Annotated in this window: 24 protein-coding genes; 11 read left to right on the top strand and 13 right to left on the bottom strand. The window is 31.4% G+C overall.

Annotated features, from left to right (window positions below; all coding sequences use genetic code 11):
• Positions 1-66 precede the first annotated feature (66 nt).
• A complete protein-coding gene (galE, locus tag KK2020170_RS01570) occupies positions 67-1,080 on the top strand; it encodes a UDP-glucose 4-epimerase GalE (protein ID WP_221259062.1) in 1,014 nt (337 codons plus the stop codon).
• Here the strand turns inward: galE and KK2020170_RS01565 are convergent.
• The 8 genes from KK2020170_RS01565 to KK2020170_RS01530 form a co-directional block, all read right to left on the bottom strand.
• Entirely contained in the window at positions 1,077-1,751 is a 675-nt protein-coding gene (locus KK2020170_RS01565; RefSeq protein WP_221259061.1) for a peptidoglycan DD-metalloendopeptidase family protein, read from the bottom strand. The two genes, galE and KK2020170_RS01565, sit on opposite strands and share 4 nt — an antisense overlap.
• A 46-nt stretch (positions 1,752-1,797) precedes the next feature.
• Positions 1,798-2,673, bottom strand: coding sequence for an ACP S-malonyltransferase (gene fabD, locus KK2020170_RS01560; RefSeq protein ID WP_221259060.1), 876 nt, complete (start codon positions 2,671-2,673; stop codon positions 1,798-1,800).
• Between the two features lie 181 nt (positions 2,674-2,854).
• Positions 2,855-3,382, bottom strand: a complete 528-nt coding sequence (locus KK2020170_RS01555) for a YceI family protein (protein ID WP_221259059.1) — start codon at positions 3,380-3,382, stop codon at positions 2,855-2,857.
• 31 nt (positions 3,383-3,413) lie between these two features.
• Positions 3,414-4,127 carry a pirin family protein gene (locus KK2020170_RS01550; RefSeq protein WP_221259971.1) on the bottom strand — a complete coding sequence of 238 codons (714 nt, stop codon included), beginning with the start codon at positions 4,125-4,127 and terminating at the stop codon, positions 3,414-3,416.
• Between the two features lie 242 nt (positions 4,128-4,369).
• Positions 4,370-4,954, bottom strand: a complete 585-nt coding sequence (locus KK2020170_RS01545; RefSeq protein ID WP_221259058.1) for a Crp/Fnr family transcriptional regulator — start codon at positions 4,952-4,954, stop codon at positions 4,370-4,372.
• Positions 4,955-5,023: 69 nt separating this feature from the next.
• Positions 5,024-6,193, bottom strand: a complete 1,170-nt coding sequence (gene purT, locus KK2020170_RS01540) for a formate-dependent phosphoribosylglycinamide formyltransferase (protein ID WP_221259057.1) — start codon at positions 6,191-6,193, stop codon at positions 5,024-5,026.
• A 51-nt stretch (positions 6,194-6,244) separates the two neighbouring features.
• On the bottom strand, positions 6,245-7,432 hold the full coding sequence (locus tag KK2020170_RS01535; protein ID WP_221259056.1) for a pyridoxal phosphate-dependent aminotransferase: 1,188 nt from the start codon (positions 7,430-7,432) through the stop codon (positions 6,245-6,247).
• Positions 7,433-7,458: 26 nt separating this feature from the next.
• A complete protein-coding gene (locus KK2020170_RS01530) occupies positions 7,459-8,553 on the bottom strand; it encodes a fatty acid desaturase family protein (RefSeq protein WP_221259055.1) in 1,095 nt (364 codons plus the stop codon).
• 109 nt (positions 8,554-8,662) lie between these two features.
• Between KK2020170_RS01530 and rsmG the strand changes: the two genes are divergently transcribed.
• Positions 8,663-9,292 (top strand): 16S rRNA (guanine(527)-N(7))-methyltransferase RsmG, encoded by a 630-nt coding sequence (gene rsmG, locus KK2020170_RS01525; RefSeq protein ID WP_221259970.1) that lies wholly within the window; start codon positions 8,663-8,665, stop codon positions 9,290-9,292.
• A gap of 31 nt (positions 9,293-9,323) precedes the next feature.
• On the opposite strand, the gene KK2020170_RS01520 is transcribed toward rsmG, so the two are convergent.
• From KK2020170_RS01520 to KK2020170_RS01500, 5 genes are all read right to left on the bottom strand, one after another.
• Entirely contained in the window at positions 9,324-13,001 is a 3,678-nt protein-coding gene (locus KK2020170_RS01520; RefSeq protein ID WP_221259054.1) for an alpha/beta hydrolase, read from the bottom strand.
• Between the two features lie 192 nt (positions 13,002-13,193).
• A complete protein-coding gene (gene pruA, locus KK2020170_RS01515; protein ID WP_221259053.1) occupies positions 13,194-14,819 on the bottom strand; it encodes an L-glutamate gamma-semialdehyde dehydrogenase in 1,626 nt (541 codons plus the stop codon).
• A gap of 102 nt (positions 14,820-14,921) precedes the next feature.
• Positions 14,922-15,308, bottom strand: coding sequence for a Co2+/Mg2+ efflux protein ApaG (gene apaG, locus KK2020170_RS01510; RefSeq protein WP_221259052.1), 387 nt, complete (start codon positions 15,306-15,308; stop codon positions 14,922-14,924).
• A gap of 3 nt (positions 15,309-15,311) precedes the next feature.
• On the bottom strand, positions 15,312-16,199 hold the full coding sequence (locus KK2020170_RS01505; protein WP_221259051.1) for a DUF3667 domain-containing protein: 888 nt from the start codon (positions 16,197-16,199) through the stop codon (positions 15,312-15,314).
• Positions 16,200-16,294: 95 nt separating this feature from the next.
• Entirely contained in the window at positions 16,295-17,545 is a 1,251-nt protein-coding gene (locus KK2020170_RS01500) for a type IX secretion system plug protein (RefSeq protein ID WP_221259050.1), read from the bottom strand.
• A gap of 194 nt (positions 17,546-17,739) precedes the next feature.
• Here KK2020170_RS01500 and KK2020170_RS01495 point away from each other — a divergent pair, with 194 nt between their 5' ends.
• The 9 genes from KK2020170_RS01495 to KK2020170_RS01455 all read left to right on the top strand — a co-directional run bounded on the left by KK2020170_RS01495 (position 17,740) and on the right by KK2020170_RS01455 (position 25,237).
• Positions 17,740-19,086: a Na(+)-translocating NADH-quinone reductase subunit A gene (locus KK2020170_RS01495; protein WP_221259049.1), complete on the top strand. Its 1,347-nt coding sequence runs from the start codon at positions 17,740-17,742 to the stop codon at positions 19,084-19,086.
• Between the two features lie 29 nt (positions 19,087-19,115).
• Complete coding sequence (locus tag KK2020170_RS01490; RefSeq protein ID WP_221259048.1) at positions 19,116-20,315, top strand: NADH:ubiquinone reductase (Na(+)-transporting) subunit B; 1,200 nt, start codon at positions 19,116-19,118, stop codon at positions 20,313-20,315.
• A gap of 2 nt (positions 20,316-20,317) precedes the next feature.
• Entirely contained in the window at positions 20,318-21,043 is a 726-nt protein-coding gene (gene nqrC / locus KK2020170_RS01485) for an NADH:ubiquinone reductase (Na(+)-transporting) subunit C (RefSeq protein ID WP_221259047.1), read from the top strand.
• A gap of 4 nt (positions 21,044-21,047) precedes the next feature.
• Positions 21,048-21,725, top strand: coding sequence for an NADH:ubiquinone reductase (Na(+)-transporting) subunit D (locus tag KK2020170_RS01480; protein ID WP_221259046.1), 678 nt, complete (start codon positions 21,048-21,050; stop codon positions 21,723-21,725).
• A 4-nt stretch (positions 21,726-21,729) separates the two neighbouring features.
• Complete coding sequence (nqrE, locus tag KK2020170_RS01475; protein ID WP_221259045.1) at positions 21,730-22,482, top strand: NADH:ubiquinone reductase (Na(+)-transporting) subunit E; 753 nt, start codon at positions 21,730-21,732, stop codon at positions 22,480-22,482.
• A 2-nt stretch (positions 22,483-22,484) separates the two neighbouring features.
• Positions 22,485-23,798, top strand: coding sequence for an NADH:ubiquinone reductase (Na(+)-transporting) subunit F (gene nqrF, locus KK2020170_RS01470; RefSeq protein WP_221259044.1), 1,314 nt, complete (start codon positions 22,485-22,487; stop codon positions 23,796-23,798).
• Between the two features lie 83 nt (positions 23,799-23,881).
• A complete protein-coding gene (locus KK2020170_RS01465) occupies positions 23,882-24,472 on the top strand; it encodes a hypothetical protein (RefSeq protein WP_221259043.1) in 591 nt (196 codons plus the stop codon).
• Positions 24,473-24,503: 31 nt separating this feature from the next.
• Positions 24,504-24,851: a hypothetical protein gene (locus tag KK2020170_RS01460; protein ID WP_221259042.1), complete on the top strand. Its 348-nt coding sequence runs from the start codon at positions 24,504-24,506 to the stop codon at positions 24,849-24,851.
• Between the two features lie 23 nt (positions 24,852-24,874).
• Entirely contained in the window at positions 24,875-25,237 is a 363-nt protein-coding gene (locus KK2020170_RS01455; RefSeq protein ID WP_221259041.1) for a Na(+)-translocating NADH-quinone reductase subunit F, read from the top strand.
• Positions 25,238-25,462: the final 225 nt, after the last annotated feature.

Below are 25,462 nucleotides of genomic sequence, written 5' to 3'. Positions count from 1 at the left end.
AAAATAGAGTATAGAGAAAAGAAGCTTGTCTATGTTCTGTTTTCTTTATTCTTTATTCTTTTAAAAATGAAAATACTAGTAACAGGCGGTTTAGGGTTTATTGGTTCACATACTGTAGTTGAACTTCAAAATGAAGGATTTGAAGTTGTTGTTATCGACAATTTATTTAATTCCTCTATTGATGTTTTAGATGGAATTGAACGTATTACAAAAAAGCGTCCAGTTTTCGAAAATATTGATTTACGTGATAAAAAATCAGTTCAAGATTTTTTTGCAAAACATAAGGATATAAATGGAGTAATTCATTTTGCAGCTAGTAAAGCGGTAGGCGAAAGTGTTGAAAATCCGTTGTTATATTATGAAAACAACATCAATGCTTTAGTCTATTTATTACAAGAACTACAAGCAATAGAAAAAGCTAATTTTATTTTTAGTTCGTCTTGTACAGTATATGGACAAGCAGAAAAAATGCCAATTACGGAAAATGCTCCTGTACAAGAGGCTATGTCGCCTTATGGAAATACTAAGCAAATTGGAGAAGAAATTATTTCGGATGTTGCAAAGGTATCTAATATCAATGCTATTTTGTTACGTTATTTCAATCCAATTGGAGCACATCCTTCCGCTGAAATAGGAGAATTACCTTTAGGAGTTCCACAAAACTTAGTGCCATTTATTACACAAACAGCTGTTGGTTTACGAAAAGAATTATCCGTTTTTGGAGATGACTATCCTACATCAGATGGTACTGCTGTTCGAGACTATATACATGTAGTTGATTTAGCCAATGCCCATGTTGTTGCCTTGCAACGCTTAATTAAAAATAAAAACATTCAAAAAGTAGAAACTTTTAATATTGGAACTGGAAAAGGAAGCTCAGTATTAGAAGTTATAACTGCTTTTGAAAAAGTATCGAATAAAAAATTACCTTATAAAATAGTTGGCAGAAGAGCTGGCGATGTAATTGAGGCCTACGCAAATACTGATAAAGCTAACAAAATTCTAGGATGGCAAGCGCAATCTTCTTTGGAAGATGCATTGTCGAGTGCTTGGAAATGGGAACAAAAGATTAGAAATTAAATAATCCTCAAAAGCAAATTAGGATCGGGACAATTTACTTTATAAAACTCTAAGTCGTTTTGGCTACAAACTCCAGGATAATCTCCTTTTTTACCTTGCAAATCCTTAATCAATTGAAAATGTAAATGAGGCGCATAATCTCCGTTAATTGGCGGTAAACCAAGATTTGCTATTTGTTGGCCTTTTTTAATTTTATCGCCAACTTTTATATTTTCTAATGAAGCTTCATTTAGGTGTCCATACAAAGAATAAAATGTAAAGTCATCAAAGTTGTGTTCCAATATTATTGTTGGGCCATAATCGCCTAAAGCTGTGTTGTTTTGGAAACTATGAATTTTTCCATCTAGTACTGCATGTATAGAAGCATCTTCATTTATCCATAGATCTAAGCCAATGTGAATATTACGTTCGTTTTCTTCTTGATTATTAAAAACAGTACTTCTTTTATACAAATTTCGAGTTTCTAAATAACCACCATAAGCAATTTTAGTTTTATTCTCATCTAAAACTTTTTGAATATACTTTTCATAATCTTGAGCAGTATCTAACTTTTCCTTTTTTAAATGCGTATTTGTAGCCGATAAATCTAAAGGTGTGTACAAATTGTAACCAATTTCTGGCTTGATTACTTTGGAAACTTCTAATTTTTCAAAAACGTTTTTATAATTCATAAGAAATAAAAAATCCCTTTTTTAAAGGGATTTATGTATTTAGTTTTTACAAAGTAGCTGAAACTGTTTCTACTTCTTTATTAATTTTATTTACTAATCCAACAAGAACTTTCCCTGGACCAACTTCAGTAAAACTTGTAGCTCCGTCAGCAATCATTTGGTTAACTGATTGTGTCCATCTAACCGCTCCAGTTAATTGAGCAATTAAGTTTTTCTTAATTTCAGTTGCATCAGAAATTGCGGTTGCTGTTACATTTTGATAAACTGGGCAACTTGGTGCTAAAAAAGTTGTAGCTTCAATAGCTGCAGCTAATTCTTCACGAGCTGGTTCCATCATAGGTGAGTGGAAAGCACCTCCAACAGGTAAAATTAAAGCACGTTTTGCACCTGCCTCTTTCATTTTTTCACAAGCAGCTTCAACCGCTTTATATTCTCCAGAAATTACTAATTGACCGGGGCAATTGTAATTGGCTGCAACTACAACGCCATCAATAGAGGCGCAAATGTCCTCAACAATTTTATCATCAAGGTTTAATACAGCAGCCATAGTAGAAGGAGTAATTTCACAAGCTTTTTGCATAGCCATAGCTCTTTGCGAAACTAATTTCAAACCATCTTCAAAAGATAAAGCACCATTTACTACTAATGCAGAAAATTCGCCTAATGAATGTCCAGCAACCATTTCAGGTTTAACATCTAAAACTTTAGCTAATATAACGGAATGTAAAAAAACTGCAGGTTGTGTAACTTTCGTTTCTTTTAATTCTTCAGCAGTTCCTTCAAACATAATATCAGTAATTCTAAAACCTAGAATTTCATTAGCTTTTTCAAATAATTCTTTAGCAACAGGAGAGTTTTCATATAGGTCTTTACCCATTCCTGTAAATTGAGCTCCTTGTCCTGGAAAAACGTATGCTTTCATATTTTATTTGTTTTTTTAGTCTGTATTTAAAGTTAGGTTTGAATATAAATCAAAGCAGACAAAAATACATTTTTTTCATGAGAAGCATTAATCTTAAAAGAATATAAACAGCAAAGACCATGAAAAAACTTTCATGGTCTTTGCTTTAATTAACCAAAAACTAATTATTGCAGAGAATAATTTATTGTTTTAAAAGTTGTAATTCAACTTCAAGTTTTACTTCTTCACCAACTAAAACGCCACCAGTCTCAAGGGCTGCATTCCAATTTAAACCGAATTCTTTTCTGTTTATTTTTCCATAAACATTTAAACCTGCTTTTGTATTACCCCAAGGGTCTTTCATTAGTCCACTAAATTCGGCAGGAAAAGAAACGTTTTTAGTAACATCCTTAATTGTTAAGTTACCTGTTACTTCATATTCGTCTCCTTTTGGGGCAAAAGAGGTTACTTTGAAAGTTAATTTTGGAAATTGTTCAACGTCAAAAAAATCTGCGCTTTTCAAGTGATTGTCTCTATCCGTATTAGCAGTATCAATAGAGTTTGTATCTGCTGTAAATAGTATTGATGCATTTGAAAAATCATCATCTTTAGTTTCAAAAGTACCTTCATAGGTATTAAACTTTCCTGAAACATTTGTAAACATCATGTGTTTTACTTTAAACCCTACTTTTGAGTGGGTTGTGTCAATTGTCCAATTTGTCTTTGCCATAATCTAATTTTTATTGTTTGTATTTATTTTTTTAGTACATAGGTACTTCCATTAGTAAAATTTCTGAATCTGATTTTGATGTAATTATTACAGAATCAAAATTCCAAATTCCATAACCATCTCTAGTTTTAAGGTTTTGTTCACCCACAACTATATTTCCCTTTAGTACAAAAACATATAAACCATTTTTTTTATCATGAACTTTGTAATCGGTTGTGAAATTTTTATCAAAATTACCCATGTAAAACCAAGCGTTTTGATGAATCCAAACACCAGCGTCTTCAGCGTTTGGCGAAAGAATTTGCTGCAATTTATTATGTCGGTCTTTAACATTAAGTGTGATTTGGTCGTAACGTGGAGTTACATTTTTTTTATTTGGGAAAACCCAAATTTGAAGAAACTTTACTAATGAATCTTTATTTTTGTTATACTCACTATGTTTTACACCTGTACCGGCACTCATAATTTGAATATCACCATGTTTAATTACTGTAGTGTTACCCATGCTGTCTTGGTGTTCTAAATCACCTTCAAGAGGGATTGATATAATTTCCATATTCTCATGTGGATGAGTACCAAATCCCATTCCTGGAGCAACAGTGTCATCATTTAAAACTCTTAATACACCAAAATTTACTCTTTCTGGATTGTAATAGTTAGCAAAACTAAATGTATGATAACTTTTTAACCAACCATGATCGGCTAATCCTCTACTCTCAGCTTTATGTAAAACAGCATTGTTCATAACATTAGAATTTGTGTTAGGAATTTGGTTATAGCCAATTTGATTTTCTTTTTCAATTTGGTTTTTTTCAGCATTAAATTTGTTGCTAAAAAGAAAAGTAGAAGCTAGAAAACTTTTACGTATAAAATCGGCTCTTTTCATTTCCTAATTTTTATACGACAAAGTTACAATGTGAAGTACATCTTTACACTTAACCTAGATTAAGAAATGTAAAGTGTTAATATGTAAATAGTTAAAAAATGTTAATTTGAGTTATTTCTTAACATTTTTGATTTCATTTTACTAAAAAATTCAGGAGTAACTCCTATGTAAGAAGCAATGTATTTTTGAGGAATACTCGCAATCAGGCTTGGATATTTTTGGCAAAATTTTTCAAAACGTTCTTCGGCTGTCAAACTAAGATTATCCATTAGCCTATCTTGATGTGCAACAAGTGAATTTTCAATTAAAATTCTAAAAAAGCGTTCTAATTTAGGAATGCTATGAAATAGTTCTTCTTGATTTTCTCGAGAAAGTAAAACTAAATCTGCATCTTCTATGACTTCTATAAATAGATGTCCAGGTTTTTTTGAAATTAAGCTGTACATGTCACCAATCCACCAATCGGAACAAGCAAAACTTAAAATATGTTCGACTATATTATCATTAATTGTAAAACTTCTTAAAATGCCTTCATTAACAAAATAGGAGTACTTACTAACTTCACCAGCATTCAAAAGCATAGTTTTGGCTTTTACTTTTATGGTTTCTGTTTTTGATAAGAATAAAACTTTTTCTTCTTCAGTCAGTGATACATGTTTACAAATATTTTCTAGAATTAAGCTCATTTAAGTTGTATAACACTACTAATATACAATTTAAAATGTCGTTAGATAAATCAAGCGACATTCTATAATTTAAGAATTAACATTAATTAATGCAGCTGCTGATTTGGCTTTCTCAACAATATTTTCAATAGGAGTTCCTACAGAATCATAATTTAAAGCAACTCCCATTCTTCTGTATGGTCTAGTTGTAGGCTTTCCAAAAAATCTAAAATCAGTTTTTGGTAACATAGCAATTTTGTCTATACCTTCATAAGTGGGGTTAGTACCTTGTTTAGTGGCTAAAATTACTGCACTTGCGCCATTTCTTTCCAAAGTAATTTCTGCAATTGGTAAACTTAGTATAGCACGTAAATGCAATTCAAATTCATTGAAATTTTGAGTACCTGCTAAAGTTACCATTCCAGTATCATGCGGACGAGGCGATAATTCTGAAAAATAAACACCTTCATCTGTTAAAAAGAATTCTACTCCAAATATTCCAGCTCCTCCAAGAGCTTCGGTTACTTTTTTTGCCATTTCCTGAGCTTCAATGATATCATTATCAGAAACTTTTGCCGGTTGCCAGCTTTCTTGATAATCTCCACGTTCTTGTCGATGACCAATTGGTGGACAAAATAATGTTGGTAATCCGTTGTTTTGAGTAACCGTTAGTAATGTAATTTCAGAATGAAAATTAACAAAGGCTTCTACAATTACTTCAATAATATCGCCACGTGAACCTTCAACAGCATAATTCCAAGCTTTTTCAATATCACTTTCTGTTTTAATAGTGGATTGTCCTTTTCCACTAGAACTCATTAATGGTTTTACTACACATGGCATTCCAACTTCTAAAACGCCTTTTTTTAATTCTTCATAAGAAGTAGCATAAGCATATTTTGCAGTGCGAATTCCTAAATCTTTTGCGGCTAAATCTCGAATCGCTTTTCGATTCATAGTAAAATTTGCAGCCTTTGCAGAAGGAACAACTGTAATTCCTTGTTTTTCATATTCGTAAAAACGTTCTGTCCGAATAGCTTCGATTTCGGGAACAATAAAATCAGGTTGGTGTTTTGCAATTATTCGGTCTAGTTCGGTGCCGTCAAGCATATTGATTACTTCAGATTCGTGTGCGACTTGCATAGCAGGTGCATTTTCATAACTGTCTACTGCAATTACATATTGTCCTATCCTTTGTGCTGCTATTACAAATTCTTTTCCTAATTCTCCAGCACCTAATAATACTATTTTTTTTCTCATGAGTTGTGTTGAATAAAAAAGCCCTAAGATTTCTTAGGGCGTATTTGTGTTTTAAGATAAAGCTTCTTTCATTCGTTTAATAGCTTCACGAAGTTGCTCTTCGCTAGTTGCATATGATAAACGAATACAGTTTGGATTACCAAAAGCATCTCCAGTTACAGTTGCAACATTAGCTTCTGCTAATAAAAACATCGCAAAATCGGTTGCGTTATTAATTGTTTTTCCTCTTAGTGTTTTTCCGAAATATTCAGAAACATCTGGGAAAAAGTAAAATGCACCTTCTGGCATAGCTAATTTAAATCCAGGAATTTCTGATAGTAAATTGTAAACAATTTCTCTTCTGTTTTTAAAAGCATCAACCATATATTTAATTGCTGATGGATCAGCTTCTACCGCAGCAATTGTAGCGCGTTGCGCAATAGAGTTTGCTCCACTAGTTACTTGTCCTTGAATTTTTGTACACGCTTTAGCGATAAATTCTGGAGCACCAATATATCCAATTCTCCAACCTGTCATAGCAAATGCTTTTGCAACACCATTTACAGTAATGGTATTGTTTTCCATTCCAGGAATTGAACCAATACTGCAATTTTTTTCTGAATAAGTTATATGTTCGTAAATTTCATCAGAAACTACATAAATATTAGGGTGTTTTTTTAGAACTTCTGCTAATGCCTCTAATTCCGCTTTTGTATATACTGAACCTGAAGGGTTACAAGGGGAACTAAACCACATCATTTTAGTTTTTGGAGTAATTGCTTTTTCAAGTTGAGCGGGAGTAATTTTAAAATCACTCTCTACAGAAGTTGGAACTTCTACAGGAACTCCACCTGAAAGTTTAATAATTTCAAAATAAGAAACCCAGAATGGAGCTGGTAAAATAACTTCGTCTCCATCATTTAACATTACTTGAGCAATATTGTATAAAGATTGTTTAGCACCTGTTGAAACAACAATTTGATTAGGAGTATAATTTAAATCGTTATCTCTTTTGAATTTTTTTGAAATAGCTTCTTTTAAATCGACATAACCATCTACTGGTGGATAAGCACTCCAATTATCATCAATTGCTTTTTTTGCAGCTTCTTTAATGAAATCAGGAGTATTAAAGTCAGGTTCGCCTAAACTTAAACTGATAACATCTTTACCTTGTGCTTTTAATTCTCTTGCTAAAGCCGCCATTGCTAGTGTTTGTGAAACGGCTAAATTGTTAATTCTTTCAGATAAAACAGAATTCATAGTTGTGTTGAAAAGTTGTTATATAATTATGCTAGTTGCGGTTTTTGACCTAATTCTCTTAAGTGCTTAAAATGTGAAGCAATTGCAGCACGAGTAGTTTTAAATTCATAATATGGTAAATCAAACTCAGCAGCTGTTTCTTTTACAATTTTTGCAATTTTTCCATAATGTATGTGACTGATGTTAGGAAAAATATGGTGCTCAATTTGATGATTTAAGCCACCTGTGTACCAATTCATTAACCAATTTTTAGGAGCAAAATTTGCAGTAGTAAATAACTGATGAATTGCCCAAGTATTTTCCATTTCGCCTACTTCATTTGGTTCTGGAGTATGAGTTTCTTCAACTACGTGAGCTAATTGAAAAACAATGCTTAAAATTAAACCAGCAGTGTAATGCATTACTATAAACCCTAATAATACTTTCCACCATGTAATTCCTAATATCATTGGAATCACTAACCAAACAGAAAAGTAAATTACTTTAGTAATAATTAAAGTCGTCCAACGAATAGATGGTTTTTTAAATTCACCATATGATAATTTACGTTTTAAATAACGTTTCATTTGAAGAAAATCTGTTGTAATCGCCCAATTAAAAGTTAATAATCCGTATAAGAACACTGAATAATAATGTTGGAATTTGTGAAAACGATGCCATTTAGCTTGTTGTGTAAAACGAATAATTTTACCAGCGTCTAAATCTTCGTCATGTCCGTGAATATTTGTGTATGTATGGTGTAAAACATTGTGTTGTACTTGCCAGTTGTAAACATTTCCGGCTAAAATGTAGATACTTCCACCCATTATTTTGTTTATCCAATTTTTTTCAGAATATGACCCGTGATTTCCATCGTGCATCACATTCATTCCTACACCAGCCATTCCAATCCCAATAACAACATTTAGTAATAAATATACCCAAAAAGGCATATCCATTGCTACTAAAAAGAAGTAAGGAGCTAAAAATAAAGAAAACATTACAATGGTTTTAAGATGTAATTTCCAGTTACCAGTTTTTTTAATATTATTTTCTTTAAAGTATTCGTTAACACGCTTGTTTAGTGTTCTAAAGAAGTTTGCGTTATCTCTTTTTGCGAAAATTGGGACTTGTCTGTTCATAATCATTAATCATTCAATTTGGAATTCAAAGGTAACAATTATCTTAATCAAAAGTATTTTTTAAAATGAAATGTTGATGAAAAACGTATTTTTGTTGAAAATTTTAAGAATGGAATTGATTTTAAAATATTTTCCGAGTTTAACACCTAAGCAAATTGAACAGTTTGAAGCACTTTACGATTTGTATCTAGATTGGAATTCTAAAATAAATGTAATCTCACGTAAAGACATTGAAGAATTGTATTTGCGTCATGTTTTACACTCTTTAGGAATAGCTAAAGTGCATGAATTTAAAGCTGGTGCTAAAGTTATGGATGTTGGAACTGGAGGTGGTTTTCCTGGAATCCCTCTAGCAATATTATTTCCAGAAACTCAATTTTATTTAATTGATGTTATTGCTAAAAAAATTAAAGTAGTTAATGAAGTGGCTTCGGCTATTGGTTTGAAAAATTTAAAAGCGGAACAAAAAAGAGCTGAATTAGTTAAAGAAGAATTCGATTTTATTGTGAGTAGAGCGGTAACTAATATGCCCGATTTTGTTTCTTGGGTTAAAGGAAAAATCAAAAAAGATTCTAATCATGATTTGAAGAATGGTATTTTGTATTTAAAAGGTGGAGATTTGTCTGTTGAACTTGCCGATTATAGAACAGCAGTTGAATACAATTTACAAGATTTCTTTGAAGAAGATTTTTTCGAAACTAAGAAAGTAGTTTATTTGCCGATGAAATATAAAAAATAAAAAAGTCCCGAATTTTCGGGACTTTTTTATTTTAGAAAACAACTTTGGTTTTCGTAGTTATCTGATTTTCGTCGGTCAAATTTATAAGTAAAACCGAATTCGTTTTCAAAATCAAATTCGTTTCAAAATGTTTTAAATTAACATTTGATTTTGAAAACAATAATCTCCCTAAAGTATCGTAAACTTCAATCGATTTAATTTTATTTGAACTATCGAAAATCAAACTATTTCCATTGTCGTAGACTAATGTTTGATTTTCGTTTGTATTAGCTTCGTTTTCTTTCTTGAATAAAATTTCGAATCTGTAATTGTTAGCTCCTTCATTAGCAATAAATGAATAATCATTTTTAGTTAGATCGATAACAGCTCCAGTTACTTTATCTTTAATATAAATGTTTTGGTTTTCTGAAAATAAGCCTTCAACATTACCTAATGAAATTGTAAACAAGTTCGATTTGTCCGTTTTAATTCCTAAAGGAATAATATCATCATTTGTAAAAGGTAAACTTCTTCCTTGAATTACTAATTCTTCATTTTGTGCAACAGAATATAAGGCTGAAGAACCATTGTTAAATAATTTTCCATCATAACCAAAGTCTAACTCATTTGTGGCATTTGGAACGTATCCAATCAATATTTCATTGTGTTTGTTTTCTCCTTCTGAAAGATTTAACCAAAATTTATGCGCTTCGTTTAAAGTAACAGAATTATTCGAATTTCTGTTGATAAACTGATTGTTACTAACCATATTACGCATACTATTCGTAAAGTACATTGGTCCAGTTACAAGAGAATTTACATAAAAACCTTGCCCGGTTTGAACATATTCATCTGGAATCAAACTTCCATTTACGGCTGCAGTTCCACCTGTTAAGTTTCGAGTAGCAAAATTATTAAGAGTGTAGACTCCGCCTACAGGTGAGTTTGTGTTGGTCCAAAAATATAATGTTCCATCGAAAGTATTTACGTTTCCTTCAATTAGTTCTTGAATGTTTAAAGGAGAAGGGTATGGGTTTCCAACAAGATTATAACCTAAACCAATGCCACCGTATATTGTGTTTGGATTAATTCTCCCATTAAATGGAGTCCCCGTGAAACTTCCATTCCAACTAGTTAATGTTGAAGGATAACTATTTGATGCTCTAATTAAATAACCTTTAGCTTGATTAAATGTGTTTGTATTAGGGTTAACACTGTTATAAGCTGTTGGGGTAGTAGTTCCTGTTGGTATATATTCATAAAAGCGATTATCTAAGGTGTTGGGTGAAAATGCTTTTAAATTTTGATTAGCTACAGGTGAAGACCAACCAATATAATCTAAGCGTTTAGTAGAAACGTTTTTGTTAACATTAACATTTCCTGAATTTGTAATCTCTTCAATTTGATAAATATTAGCGTTGTCTTGCATAATTAATTGCGCAGTTGTACCAACATTTATTCCGCCTCGAACAGTTAAATCATGACCTGATTGAAAAGAAACTATTGCGCTACCAGAAATCGAAATTGAGCACGCTTCAATATCTGAAGATGAAGTATAATTTCCTGTAAATGTAACTTGTTTGTCTTTTGCTGGTAATCCATTGCTCCAAGAACTTCCATCCCAATTTGTTATTGTTTGGCATTTTAATTGAATATTATTTACAATTTCGTCCATTGCAAATGCAACGTTATTATCGGTTAATGTTACGTGGTCTTCATTAACTGTTGGAATAAAGAAAGCATCAAAAGGGCTTCCGCTACTAGAATTTAAGTTTGCATACCAGTTATTTGTGCTTGTAACTCCAACAGAACTTCTAGCAGGAATGAAGCTAAAAACTTTTAAGGCCATTGCATTTAAAAATCTATCTAATGTTGGATTACCTCCTGAATCAGCAGCAAGACTTTCTAAATTAAATAAACCGCCTGGTGCCGAGTCTAAACCTGCAGATGTTGTGGGAGACATTGCATTTGTTTGTCCTGTTCCAATTGTTAGCCAAAAGAATGTCCAAGCTTGTTTGCGTATTCTACTTACTCTAATGTTTGTGTTTGTATTTGGTGCAAAATTTAAATCTAACAAAGCTCTGGTAAAACCTGAACTATCAGGAACGTCTAAGCCAGAAAGGATTGACATTCCGGGCGTTCCAGTCATTGTGCCGTTTCCAGCGCCATTTGAAATGGCAATTTTTCTACAATTTTGAGGGAATCCCATAGTGTTTAATTCAGTTTGAAATACATTTCTATGTGTCGGATGACCAATAGGTAATAAAGCTGTAGTAGGTGATTGAATAAAATCTGTTTCGTCAAATGCTGTTGAAACTAAATGCCCTTCCATATGGTCTATTAACATTTGTCTAGCTGCTGGACTTTTTAACATTGATTCTACGATAGCACGAACCGTTAAATCTGAAATATCACTATCATATGCTATGTAATTAAACATATGCTGCATACCAATAGGAACATTTGCGCCTAGATGAGGTGAATCAAACGATAGCCATAATCTAGTTTTATGATCCATACCGTTCATTTCCATAAAACGCAAAGCATATCTTGAAATTAAACCACCCATACTTGGACCAATAATAACTAATTCTTGATTGCCAACTTTATTTGCATTTAGATAGTTTATTAGTTCTATCATTACTCTTGCATTACGTTGGATGTAATCAACTCCACCATCAATATTTGTTATTCCATCAGGTCTTGTATATTGTGGAAAGTTTAATACAACTACATCGTATCCTAAATCACGTACATTTTCTCCCAAATTTTGGAGAGGATTTCCATAATTTAATAATCCATAAATTGAATTAACATCTCTACCATCGGCTGGGTCAAAGCCATCACATACCAAAATTATTTTATCTAATAAACCTGCTTCATTATCATAATAAATTTGAAATTCTCCTTGTCCGGCATGTGCAGAAACTTCATTATAACCTTGATAAGTTAGACTTGAAGTTATACTTGTTAAAGGTCCAACTGTTGAAGGAGCTTTATGAGAAATATTTGCGGAGTAATCTATTGTTTGCGCTTTTTCTTTTATTTCAATTGATACTTTATTTGTAAATACTTTTCCATTTTTTAATGTTGTTTTAAATATAATTTCCTTTTCTCCAATTGTGTTAAAATCAATTGTAAACTTTTCATCAACATTTACTCTTTTAAAACCTTGATTGTTAAAGTTTGCTTCAATCTTATCAATTGCAATTGAAGTAGTATTAAAAACTAATTCATTTTTTACTATAAACTCAATATTTTTACCTTTTAATTGTTTAATTAAAGGCGAAACTAGACCAATAGAATGTGTCGTGAAATATTCGAAATTTGGATCAATAGCTTCATATTGATTATTCGAATTTAATTGAATTAAATTCTGAGATTTAACTTCATTTTTTAACACTTCAAAATCAGCAATTAAAACAGAGATTGGAATTAAATTATTAGCAAAACCTTTTTCAGTTTCATCTTCTAGATAATCTAAATTAGGTAATCTATTTAAATAATCAGATCGTTGAATTTCATGAAAAGCTTGTTTGTAATAAATTGAAGGGAAGGCCACATTTTTTTCTTTAGTAAGTTCTGCGATTTGTGCAACTCTATCATAAAGAATTTTAGTAGAAGATTTTTGTTTTAATAATTCAAACCTATGACTTGAACTATTTGATTCTTGAGCGTTAAAAGTGTTTAATCCTAAAAATAGGATTAAAAGTAGCGTAATTTTTTTCATAGTTAATAAATTGATTATTAATATACTATGCATGCATAGTATATTGTAATTCCAATTTACAGAAAAAAATCTATGGTGTTATTAAAATGTAAAAATATTATAAAATAACTGTAAAATGTTATAAATATAACATTAAATAACAAAGACATTAAATAAAAAAAGGTGCAATTTGCACCTTTTTTTATGTTTAAATTATCCTAAGAATGGATAACGATAATCTTCTGGAGTTACAAATGTTTCTTTTATTGTTCTTGGTGAAACCCAACGTAATAAATTTAACATTGAACCAGCTTTATCGTTAGTTCCAGAAGCTCTTGCTCCACCGAATGGTTGGTTTCCTACAACTGCACCTGTTGGTTTGTCATTTACATAGAAATTACCTGCACTATTTTCTAAAGCAATTGTAGCTTCCTCTATTGCGTATCTACATGTGCTAAATACAGCTCCTGTTAATGCATATTCAGAAGTTGTATCGATTAATTCTAAAGTTTCTGTCCATTTAGAATCTTCATATACATATATTGTTACAACTGGACCGAATAATTCGGTTTCCATTGTTTTATATTTAGGATTTGTGGTTACAATAACTGTTGGTTCTATAAACCATCCTTTAGATTTGTCATATCCACCACCTAAAATGATTTCGGCATCAGTATCTTGCTTCGCTTGATCAATATAAGAAGCTAATTTATTAAATGAACCCTCATGAATTACTGCTGTGAAGAAATTGGACATATCCTCTGGTGATCCCATTTTCATAGAATTAACATCAGTTTCTAATTGAGCTTTAACTGCAGGCCATAAACTACTTGGAATATAAACACGCGAAGCAGCACTACATTTTTGTCCTTGGAATTCAAAAGCTCCACGAACAATTCCTGTTGCAACTTGCTTAACATTAGCAGATGGGTGTGCTAAGATGAAATCTTTTCCGCCAGTTTCTCCTACAATTCTTGGGTATGTTTTATAATTGTGAATGTTAGTTCCAATTTTTGCCCATAAATCTTTGAATACATGAGTTGAACCAGTGAAATGTAAACCTGCAAAATCTGGACTAGCTAATAATGTATCGGTAACCATTACTGGATCACCATAAATAACATTGATAACTCCATCAGGTAAACCAGCTTCTTTAAAAATATCTACAATTACTTTTGCAGAAAAAATTTGGCTATCACTTGGTTTCCAAACTACAACATTACCCATCATCGCAGCGCTTGAAGGCAAGTTGGCAGCAATAGCAGTAAAGTTAAAAGGAGTAATTGCATAAACAAATCCTTCTAATGGTCTATGCTCAAGTCTATTCCAAACTGAAGAATCAGAAATTGGTTGGTCTTGATAAATTTGAGACATATATTCAACGTTGAAACGTAAAAAGTCAATTAATTCACAAGCGGCATCAATTTCAGCTTGGTGAATTGTTTTTGATTGCGCAATCATAGTTGCAGCGTTAATTTTAGCGCGGTATGGGCCTGCAATTAATTCTGCGGCTTTTAAGAAAATTGCAGCGCGATTTTCCCAAGACATTTTAGACCATCTTTTTCTGGCTTCTAATGCAGTCGCAATTGCTTTTTCTACATGAGATTTTTCAGCTAAATGATATTTTCCTACTATATGTTGGTGATCATGTGGGGCTGACATGTTTTGCGTATTGCCAGTTCTAATTTCTTCACTACCTATGTATAAAGGAACATCAATTTGTTCGTTCCACATTTTACGGTAAGCTGCTAAAACTTGTTCTCTTTCAGGAGTTCCGGGTGCATACGATTTTACAGGTTCGTTTATTGCTTTAGGAACATTAAAAAATCCTTTAGACATAATATTGTAAATTAAGAATTATAAAATTTTGATGCACAAATTTACTAAAAAAATATAGTTTTTTCAGTAATAAAAGTATTTGACTAAATTTATATAAGAAAACTAGTTAAGAGCAAAAGGAGCGCTTAATTTGAAAGTTGGGATAATAACTTGAAAGTTTTTAGTACTTGTAAAATTTACCATTTCATAAAAACCTTTCATTGCTCCAATAGGAGAGGATAATAAACATCCAGATGTGTAAGTATGTTTTTCACCAGGTTTAAGAACAGGTTTTTTTCCTACCACACCTTCACCATCTACAATTTCTTTATTGTTTAATGCGTCGTATATTTCCCAATGTCTGGACTTAAGCTGTACAGAATCTTTACTTTGATTTTCGATTGTTACTTCATAACTAAAAGCAAAATGAATTTTGTGGTTTTTGAAATATGTTCCTTCAAAACCAGTCAATACGGAAATTTTTATGCCTTTGGTTATTTGTGTTACCATCTTTTAGGTAATTAAAAATACAAATATAAATGTCAATAGTAATATTGGAATTCCAATTATTGTTGACGTGAATGTCAAAAGTACGAATTTTAATATTGTTTTCCATCTACTATAGTTGTAAAATTTTCTTAAAGATCTGTAGATGTACAGAATAAATAGTATAGCTGTAATAGATTCTATTGGGAAACCTACTATATGTAAAAACAATAAATCAAAAAAGTATTTAATAAAAAGTACAGTGGCTACTGTGTAAACAAATACTAAATGATCAGTGTAATTATAAGTTTTGTTTCTAAATGAAATTAAAAAAGCAATAGTTATGAAGGGTAGTAAGAGAAAGATTATAAAGGGCCTTTTTTCATTATAAGCTTTCATTATTTTACTTTGTAGTCCGTTTTTTACAAAGTCTTTTGTTAATTCAGCTCTTGTGTATAAATAATGGTTGTCACTGGAGTTTGTTAGGCCTAATTTTTTATTAGCATTATTAAAATCAATTTCCTCATTTTCCTCAATAGCAGAATAGTAATTATCAAGTGTTTTGATTTTTTTTATAAAATAACTTGAATTTTTAATTTCTTTTGAACTGTAGTATGTGAAATTAGTTTCTCTTTTTATGGAGTCGTTGTTTTCAATTTGTTTGGTTTTAAAAATTGAGCTTTCTTCAGGGTTAAAAAAACTTGAAAATAAAAAATAAATAATTGATATACTTAAAAAAAGTCTAAAAGGATTGGCAAACGTTTGTCTTTTCCCATTTATAATTTGATGTGCTACAAAGGCTGGTTTTGTGAATAAATAAGAAAAAGTATTTCTAATCTTTGAATCATAAGCGTAAAAATTGGAGAAAAATTCTTCTATAAAATCAGAAAGTGTAATTCTTTTCGTAGAATTCAATTGACCGCAATAATGACAATATCGTTCACTTATGTCTAATGGGGTATTGCAATTTAGGCATTTAGTGCCTCTGTATTTAGCCTCTTTTCTACTCATTAATTTCTAATAGTTTCGCTATTGTTTCTAGCTTTACCAATAACCCTATCGTAACGTTCGTTGTTCGCTCTATAGTAAACGATTACATCATATTGATTTTCTGTTAAATAGAAATTTCCATCAATTGCGTTTTTGTAATCAATTTTTCCATTTGTATTTGCAATTACATACTGATAATTTACATAGCCTTGTTTGAGTAGTATAGCTTTTTCGTAAACTCCTTTTTCTTTGTTGTAATTCATTTTATTTTCCTCAGAAATAGAATAATTGTTGAACATACCATTGATGTATATGTTTTCATTGGAAAAAAAATCCGGCGCGTCTAGTGTAAAATACACCCATGTATAATCGGATTCAATATCTTCATTTTCTACTGCACCAATATTGCGTATAATGAAGTTTCCATTAAAATCTGGGAAGTAAGTGTAAACTTTATTTTTTCTTGAATAATTTGTGTAAAGATGTGAATTATATATATCACCAGCTGTTACCATGGCAACGCTATTGTTAGTGATTCTAATATTTGAAGAGTCGAATGTGTAAAATTCATTACCTGCCCAAAATTGAGTTTCATTATTGTAACGGTAAATTAATTCAGTTCCAATAGTGTATTGAGGTTTTATATTCTGAATGGTTGTTTTGAAATTTCCATTTTGAAAAATACTAATTTTTACATTCTCTTTAGGGTTTTGTAAATATGATTCGCCATAATTTATAGCTAATTCAATATTTTGTTTTTCATTTAAAGTATCAAAGCTTCTTGAGCGCCTAATGGATAGTTGAACCCCAATTTGATCTTCATAAATTATAAATTTTCTAGAGAAAACTAATTCTTGTTCATCATTAAAAACTTTAATAATATAGTTACCACTTTTTGTAATTGAATTGAAACGATTAGGAAATTCTTGAATGTAATGTGAGTACTGTTGAAGGGTGTTGTAAGAATTGAGGTAGTTCATTATTCTTTGATTGTCTATACCATTTAAATATTCTTGTTTAGCTAAAATAGAAGGTGTCCAATCGTAGTTGCATTGTGTTATAGTATAGTAATAATCAGCTTCATTTCCATATAGATCATCAAATTCAATTTGAAATTGTTCGCCCAATCTAAAAAAAGGAATTACATTGTTACCATTTTGTGTAAAAGAGACTGTTTTTATATTAAATGGCGGAACTACTTCTTTCTCGATTTGAGCAAAAGTAAAATTAAAAACTATTGATAATAAGATAGTTGTAAGTTTTTTGATCATCTTTTGTAAGAATAAAACGTAAAAATACTAATTATACTTTTTACATTAACAAAGATTGTACAAATCTTGGCTTGAAAATTAATTTAGAATTATTATAAATAAAGAAATTACATAGCTATATTTTTGGTTACCAATTAGCTATTTATTTACATTTGCATGTTTAAAAATTTAGTACTAACCATATCTTCAATAACATGTCAAAAGACATTCGAATTAAAAAAGGTTTAGACCTTAAGTTGAAGGGTGAAGCAGACAGAAATGTCGCATCAGTAACCCGCTCGAAAGTCTATGCAATTAAACCTTCCGATTTTCATGGTGTTACACCTAAAATGGTTGTAAAAGAAGGTGCTACAGTTAAAGCCGGAGACGTTATTTTTTATTCTAAAAATGACGAGGCGGTAAAGTTTGTTTCTCCTGTAAGCGGAACTATCCAAGAAATTGTTCGTGGTGAAAAAAGAGTAATTTTAGAAATTAGAATTACTGCCGATGCTCAGGATGCAGCTGTAGAGCATAGTAAAAAGAATCCAAATGATTTATCTGAAAAAGAAGTAAAAGAGCAATTGTTAGCTTCTGGTTGTTGGCCATTTATTAAACAGCGTCCTTATGATGTTGTTGCAAATGCAGCTGATACTCCAAAAGCTATTTTTGTATCAGGAATTAACTCTGCGCCATTAGCGGGAGATTTAAATTTTACTTTAGCAGATAAAAAAGAAGCTTTACAAGCAGGATTTACAGCTTTAACAAAATTAACTTCAGGTAAAGTTCATGTAACTGTTGCTCCAAATGCAGATTTTATGCCTGCTGTTAATGGTGTTTCAATTCACAAAGGAAGTGGTAAACATCCAGTTGGATTAGTGTCTACTCAAATTGCTTCAATTGATCCTTTAAATAAAGGAGAGCGTGTTTGGGTTGTACAAATTGAAGATGTTGCAATTATTGGAGAGTTATTCCTTACTGGGAAAGTAAACTTTGAAAGAACAGTTGCTTTAACTGGGACAGGATTTGAAAAACCTTCGTATGTTAAAGTTATTGCAGGTGCTCAAATGAGTGATGTTGTTGCTAATAACATAAAAGATGGTAACTTCAGAATTATCAGTGGAAATGTATTAACAGGAGATAAAAAATCTAAAGATGGTTTCTTAGGTTTTTATCATAATCAGGTTACAGCTATTCCAGAAGGTGATGATTATGATTTCTTCGGTTGGAATAAACCTCAACCTAATAAATTTAGTGTGTATAGAGCAATGTTGTTCTCGTTTTTAACACCGAATAAAAAATACGACTTAAATACTAATACAAATGGTGAACACAGAGGTTTTGTGTTGACTGGTGAGTATGAAAAAGTTTGTCCTCTTGATATTTATCCAATGCAATTATTAAAAGCTATTTTGGTAAAAGATATTGACCAAATGGAGGCATTAGGTATTTATGAAGTTGCTCCTGAAGATTTTGCTTTAACAGAATTTGTTGATGTTTCAAAACAAGATCATCAGAGAATTGTGAGACAAGGATTGGACTTAATGATTAAAGAAGTAGGTTAATCCCTTCAAGAAATTTAAAATCACAAAAAATGAGTTTAAAACAAAATTTACATAATTTAAAAGAAAAGTATCGCGGTACTAAAATGGAACAATCGTTCAACGCGCTTCATACTTTTCTTTACATGCCTAACATGACAACACATTCTGGTTCACATGTTAGAGACGCTGCCGACTTAAAGCGTGTAATGAACACGGTTATTATGGCAATGGTACCTGTTTTATTATTCGGTATGTTTAATGCAGGTTACCAAATGAATTTGCAGACTATTGGAGCTGATATTGATTTTCTTTCAATGGATAACTTCTTAGTTGGTTTAAAGAAGATTCTTCCTTTATTAATAGTGTCTTACGGTGTTGGTTTAGGTATCGAGTTTATTTTCGCTACAGTTAAAAAACACGAAGTAGAAGAAGGATATTTAGTTTCAGGTATGTTAGTACCATTAATTGTCCCTATTGATTTGCCTTTATGGATGTTAGCTGTTGCAGTTGCATTTGGTGTAATCATTGGTAAAGAGTTATTTGGTGGTACTGGAATGAATGTGCTAAATCCTGCCTTAACAATTCGTGCATTCTTATTCTTTAACTGGGCAGCTTGGATGTCTGGAGATAAAGTTTGGGTTCACGGAGCTGTTGATGGTGTAAAAGCTTCTAATGGTGTTGATGCTATTTCTGGAGAAACTATTTTAGGAGCTCTAGCTCAAAATAAACCACTGCCAGAGCATTGGGATGCAATGAATTCTTTCTTAGGGTTTATTCCTGGTTCTGTTGGTGAAACTTCAACTTTTTTAATTCTGTTAGCAGGTTTATTCTTAATCTTAACAGGAATAGGAAGTGCTCGAATTATGATTTCTGCTGTTATAGGTGCTGTAGTAATGGGATTAATCTTTAACGGATTAGTTGATTCTGGAGTAATCGTAGAAGGGACAAAATTCTATAGTTTAATGAGCTTTCCTTACTGGCAACACTTATTAGTTGGTGGTATTGCTTTTGGAATTGTTTTTATGGCAACTGATCCAGTTTCTGCTTCACAAACTAATATGGGTAAATTAATTTACGGATTTTTAATTGGATTATTTTCAATTTTAATTCGTGTATTTAATCCTGCTTATCCAGAAGGAGTTATGATGGCTATTTTATTAATGAACGTATTCGCTCCAACTATCGACCATTATGTAGTTCAAGCTAATGTTAAGAGAAGAATGAAACGTTTAAAACTTAAAACTGCTTAATTATGTCAACAAAACGTACAGATTCAAACGGATATACTATCATCTTTGCCATTGTAATGGTTGTAGTGGTAGGTTCATTGTTGGCATTCTTCGCAAATGCTACAAAAGAAATGCGTGTTAACAACGATAAAGTTAAAACGCAGTTAGATATTTTAAATGCAATGGGAGTTGATGCTACTCGTGCAAATGCAACTGAAATGTTTGGTCAATATATCAAGCAACAGTATGTTGTTGAAGGAACTGAAGCAACTGAAAATTCTGAAGCATATTTAATTGATGTTAAAAAAGAACAAGAAGCTGCAAAAGCTGGTAAAACTCAAAAATTACCTTTATTTGTTGGAGAGAAAGACGGTAAGACTGTTTACATCGTACCAGTAAGAGGTAATGGTTTATGGGATGCTATTTGGGGTTATGTTGCATTAAATGATGATTTAAAATCGATCAATGGTGTATATTTTGACCACAAAGGTGAAACACCTGGTTTAGGAGCTAACATCACTGAGTCATTCTTTAAAGATGATTTTAAAGGTGAAATGATTTTTGATGCAGAAGGAAACTATAAAGCTGTTGAAATCTCTAAATCAAATGGAGATCCTAACAATGAGGATAAAACAGATAATCAAGTAGATGCAATTTCAGGAGCAACTATTACTGGTAACGGTGTAGCTGCAATGTTGAAAAAAGGAATTGGTCTTTACTTGCCTTATTTTGAAACATTAAAAAAGTAAAACTATGGCAGATAACAAACAAACAGAAAAAGAGCCATTGTTCTCAAAAAAGAATCTTGGACTTGTAAAAGATCCTTTAACTGATAATAACCCTATTACTGTTCAAGTATTAGGAATTTGTTCAGCGTTAGCAATTACAGCAGAATTAAAAGCTTCTGTAATTATGGCGTTGTCAGTTATGTTCGTACTTGCAATGGGTAACGTAGTAATTTCATTAATGCGTAACATCATTCCATCGGCTATTCGTATTATCGCACAATTAGTTGTAGTTGCTGCTTTAGTAATTATAGTTGACCTTACGTTGAAAGCCTACGTACCAGATTTAGCAAAAAAATTATCAGTATTCGTTGGATTAATTATAACGAACTGTATCATCATGGGACGTTTCGAAGCTTTTGCTTTGGGTAACACACCTTGGAAATCTTTCTTAGATGGTATTGGTAATGCAGCCGGATACGGTTTAATTTTAGTAGTTGTTGGTTTTTTCCGTGAATTGTTAGGTTCTGGAAAATTATTCGGATATGAAGTTTTAGGAAATCCAGTTGAAAAAACTTGGTTATATTCTATCGGTTACGAAAACAATGGTTTTATGTTGTTAGCGCCAATGGCCTTAATTACTTTAGGATTAATCATTGGTTTCCAACGCTCAAGAAATAAAAGTTTAATCGAAGAAACACACTAAGAAAATGGAATTATTACAATTATTTTTAAAGTCAATTTTTATTGATAATATGGTATTCGCTACGTTCTTAGGAATGTGTTCTTACTTAGCGGTTTCTAAAAAAGTGTCTACAGCAGTAGGACTTGGTGCTGCGGTAATCTTCGTTATGTTAGTAACGGTACCATTAAACTATTTACTAGATCAATATATTCTTCGTCCAGGTGCTTTAGTTTGGTTAGGAGAAGAGTATGCTGAGTATGATTTAAGTTTCTTAACTTTCATTTTATTTATTGCTACTATTGCAACAATGGTACAGTTAGTTGAGATGGTTGTAGAGAAATTTGCACCTGCTTTATATAACTCATTAGGTATTTTCTTACCTCTTATTGCTGTTAACTGTGCTATCTTAGGTGGTTCGTTATTCATGCAACAAAAAGAGTTTGCAAACATTACTGAGGCTACAGTTTACGGTGTAGGTTCTGGTATTGGTTGGTTTTTAGCGATTTTAGCTATTGGTGCTATTCGTGAAAAAATTAGATACTCAAATGTACCACCAGCATTCCGTGGATTAGGTATGACATTTATCTTAACAGGTTTAATGGCTATCGGATTCATGTCTTTTGGAGGTATGTTAACAGGTGGAGATGAAGCACCTAAAAAAGAAGTTGTAGAAAATGTTGTTCCTGCTGAAGTTGAAGAAACACCAGTTGAAACTACAATCGATTCTACAGCTGTTGAAACTGTAAACGATTCATTAACTGAAATAGCACAAAATTAATTATGATAGCATTAGAAGTAAGTACTACGGGCTTAATTGCAACAACCGTAATTGCATTTTTAATTTTATTATTGGTTTTGGTTGCTGTTATTTTGTTTGCCAAAGCAAAATTAGTTCCATCAGGACCAGTTAAAATTAAAATTAACGGAGAAGAAGAAATTGAAGTTGGATCAGGAAGCACTTTACTATCTACATTAGGTGGTGCTAAAATTTTCTTACCATCTGCTTGTGGTGGTGGTGGAACTTGTATCCAATGTAAATGTAAAGTATTAGAAGGTGGAGGAGAAGCATTACCAACTGAAATTCCTCATTTTAATAGAAAAGAATTAGCTGAAGGATGGCGATTAGGATGTCAAGTAAAAGTAAAGAGCGACATGAAAATTGAAGTTCCTGAAGAAGTATTTGGTATCAAGAAATTTGAAGCTAAAGTATATTCTAACTACAACGTTGCTTCTTTTATTAAAGAATTTATTGTTGAGTTACCAGAAGATATGCACTATGAGCCAGGTGGATATATCCAAATTGAAATTCCTAAGTGTGAAGTTAAATATTCAGATATTGATATTACTGCACACCCAGTTGAGCATCCAGGTGAACCTGAGAAGTTTAAAGCGGAATGGGATAAATTCAATTTATGGCCATTAGTAATGAAAAATACCGAATTAGTAGAAAGAGCTTATTCAATGGCTTCTTACCCTGCTGAAGGTCGTAAAATTATGTTAAACGTTCGTGTTGCTACGCCACCATGGGATAGAAACATAAACGGATGGGCGAAAGTTAACCCAGGTATTGCATCTTCATACATTTTCTCAAGAAAAGAAGGAGATCCTGTTGTGGTTTCTGGACCTTATGGAGAATTCTTCATTAATGAATCAGAAGCAGAGATGTTATATGTAGGTGGTGGAGCTGGTATGGCGCCAATGCGTTCGCACTTATACCACTTATTCCGTACTGTGAAAACAGGAAGAAAAGTAACGTATTGGTACGGTGGACGTTCTAAACGTGAGTTATTCTATACCGATCATTTTAGAGCTTTAGAGAAAGATTTCCCTAACTTTAAATTCTACTTAGCACTTTCTGAGCCATTACCAGAAGATAACTGGAAAGTGAAAGATGGTGTAAATGGAGAAGGAGATGGTTTCGTAGGATTTATCCACAATGTGGTAATTGATAATTATTTATCTAAACACGATAACCCAGAAGATATTGAATTGTACTTCTGTGGACCACCTATGATGAACAAAGCAGTTCAAAAAATGGGTGAGGACTTCGGTTTAGATCCTGAAAATATTCGTTTCGACGATTTTGGAGGTTAATACTGCAATTCACTCAAAAAAACCGTTCCGTTTTCGGAACGGTTTTTTTATTTAAAAAATTAAAATGTTTATTTTACTATTATATGAAGTCAATATATATTCTTCTTCCATTGTTTTTTCCACTGTTTTTATTTTCACAAATAAAAACAGATACAATTTTTAGCGGTAAACATTTTTATGTGCAATTACAAGAATCTTTAACAAAAGATATAAATAATAGTGTCAATGTTTTGGAGTTTTGTGATGACGTTGAAAAAGTTAATTCAAAATATGATCATTTAATAATACTAGACCAAGGCTATCCTAAAGCGCAAGTACCTTTTTTATTAAAATTGTATAACAAGAAAGTTAAAACTAATTTATTTACAGATTTTGATGCATTAATATATTCTAGCTATTTAAATACCGGAACATTTGTAACAGAAACATATTTGTTTGAGTTCTTTTTTGAATCTGAAGAAAAGGCAAAACTATGTATGAATAAAATAGAAGAGTTGGTTAAGTTACGTTTTGAAATTGAAAAATTGGACAAAGAGCTAACAATTGGAAAATATAACTGGTTTTATTTACAAAAAAATAAAAGAGTTTATTTTATACATAGTATGAGTAAAAATGATACTAATTGTTCAGTTTTTTCTATTATAAAAAATCAAATTTTTGATAAGATCAAATGATTTTTAATTTTGATAATTTTAATTAAGAAAGATGTATACATTTTTATATAATAAGTTTTTTAATTTTTTGAAATCAAAGAAATCGTATGATCCTGAGTTTAATGCTATAGGTTTAGTTTTTTTTATACAGATTATTCACGTTTTTTTATTAATTAAACTAATTGGATTAAAAGTGCCTGCTTTTTCAAAAGATTATATGACAAATAAGTTAATGTTTATTCCTTTTGGTGCAGTTTGGTTGTATATAGTATATCTTTATTTTAAAAGGAAAACTACACAAATTAAATTCGAAATTGTAAGTCAAAAGCATTTTGTTATATTATTAATTTTCTCTTTACTTTTGCCATTAATACTGTTAATTGAATTTTCAAAGAAGTAAATTAATATTATTAGAAAATACTTATGGAAGAACTAAGTTTACAAGAATTACATCAAATTGCAATGAACCATGTAGGTAAAGATTTAGAATCGAAAGGTTTTGAGTTTATTGCCATAAACAGTCAGTTAAAAAAGCATCCGCAATTTATATGTGTCGATACGCAAAATACTTTACATTTTGTAATGGTACAAGCAGTTCCATATCCTATTAATCCAGATGATTACGATCTGATTTTTATGGAAACTTTCCTAAAACACGCCAAAGAGAAAAAAGCAAAAGTTCTATTTGCAGGTGTTGGTATCGCCAATGCTGAAAATTTTGAACTTCCCGTTTACACAACTTCAGATTATATATTAAATTACAATGGTTATCAAGTTTTATTATAATTGAATAGAAACCGACCTACTTAAAAAGTATTGAAAATCAAGAAAGCAGAAAAGGTTGAGATAAAAATCTGTTTGACTCCGATTTATCGGAGGAGTTATTTTTATCTGTGGCTGGGGTTTTCGTAGATTTTTTTATGCTTTTTAAGTCAGTCTTGACTTTTTTGATTCGTTTTTGTGTCAAGACAAAAATGAAAAATTTTAATGTATTAAAAGTGTTATTTTGAA

Source organism: Flavobacterium okayamense, assembly GCF_019702945.1.
GTDB lineage: Bacteria > Bacteroidota > Bacteroidia > Flavobacteriales > Flavobacteriaceae > Flavobacterium > Flavobacterium okayamense.
This window is presented reverse-complemented; position numbering and strand designations above follow the sequence as displayed.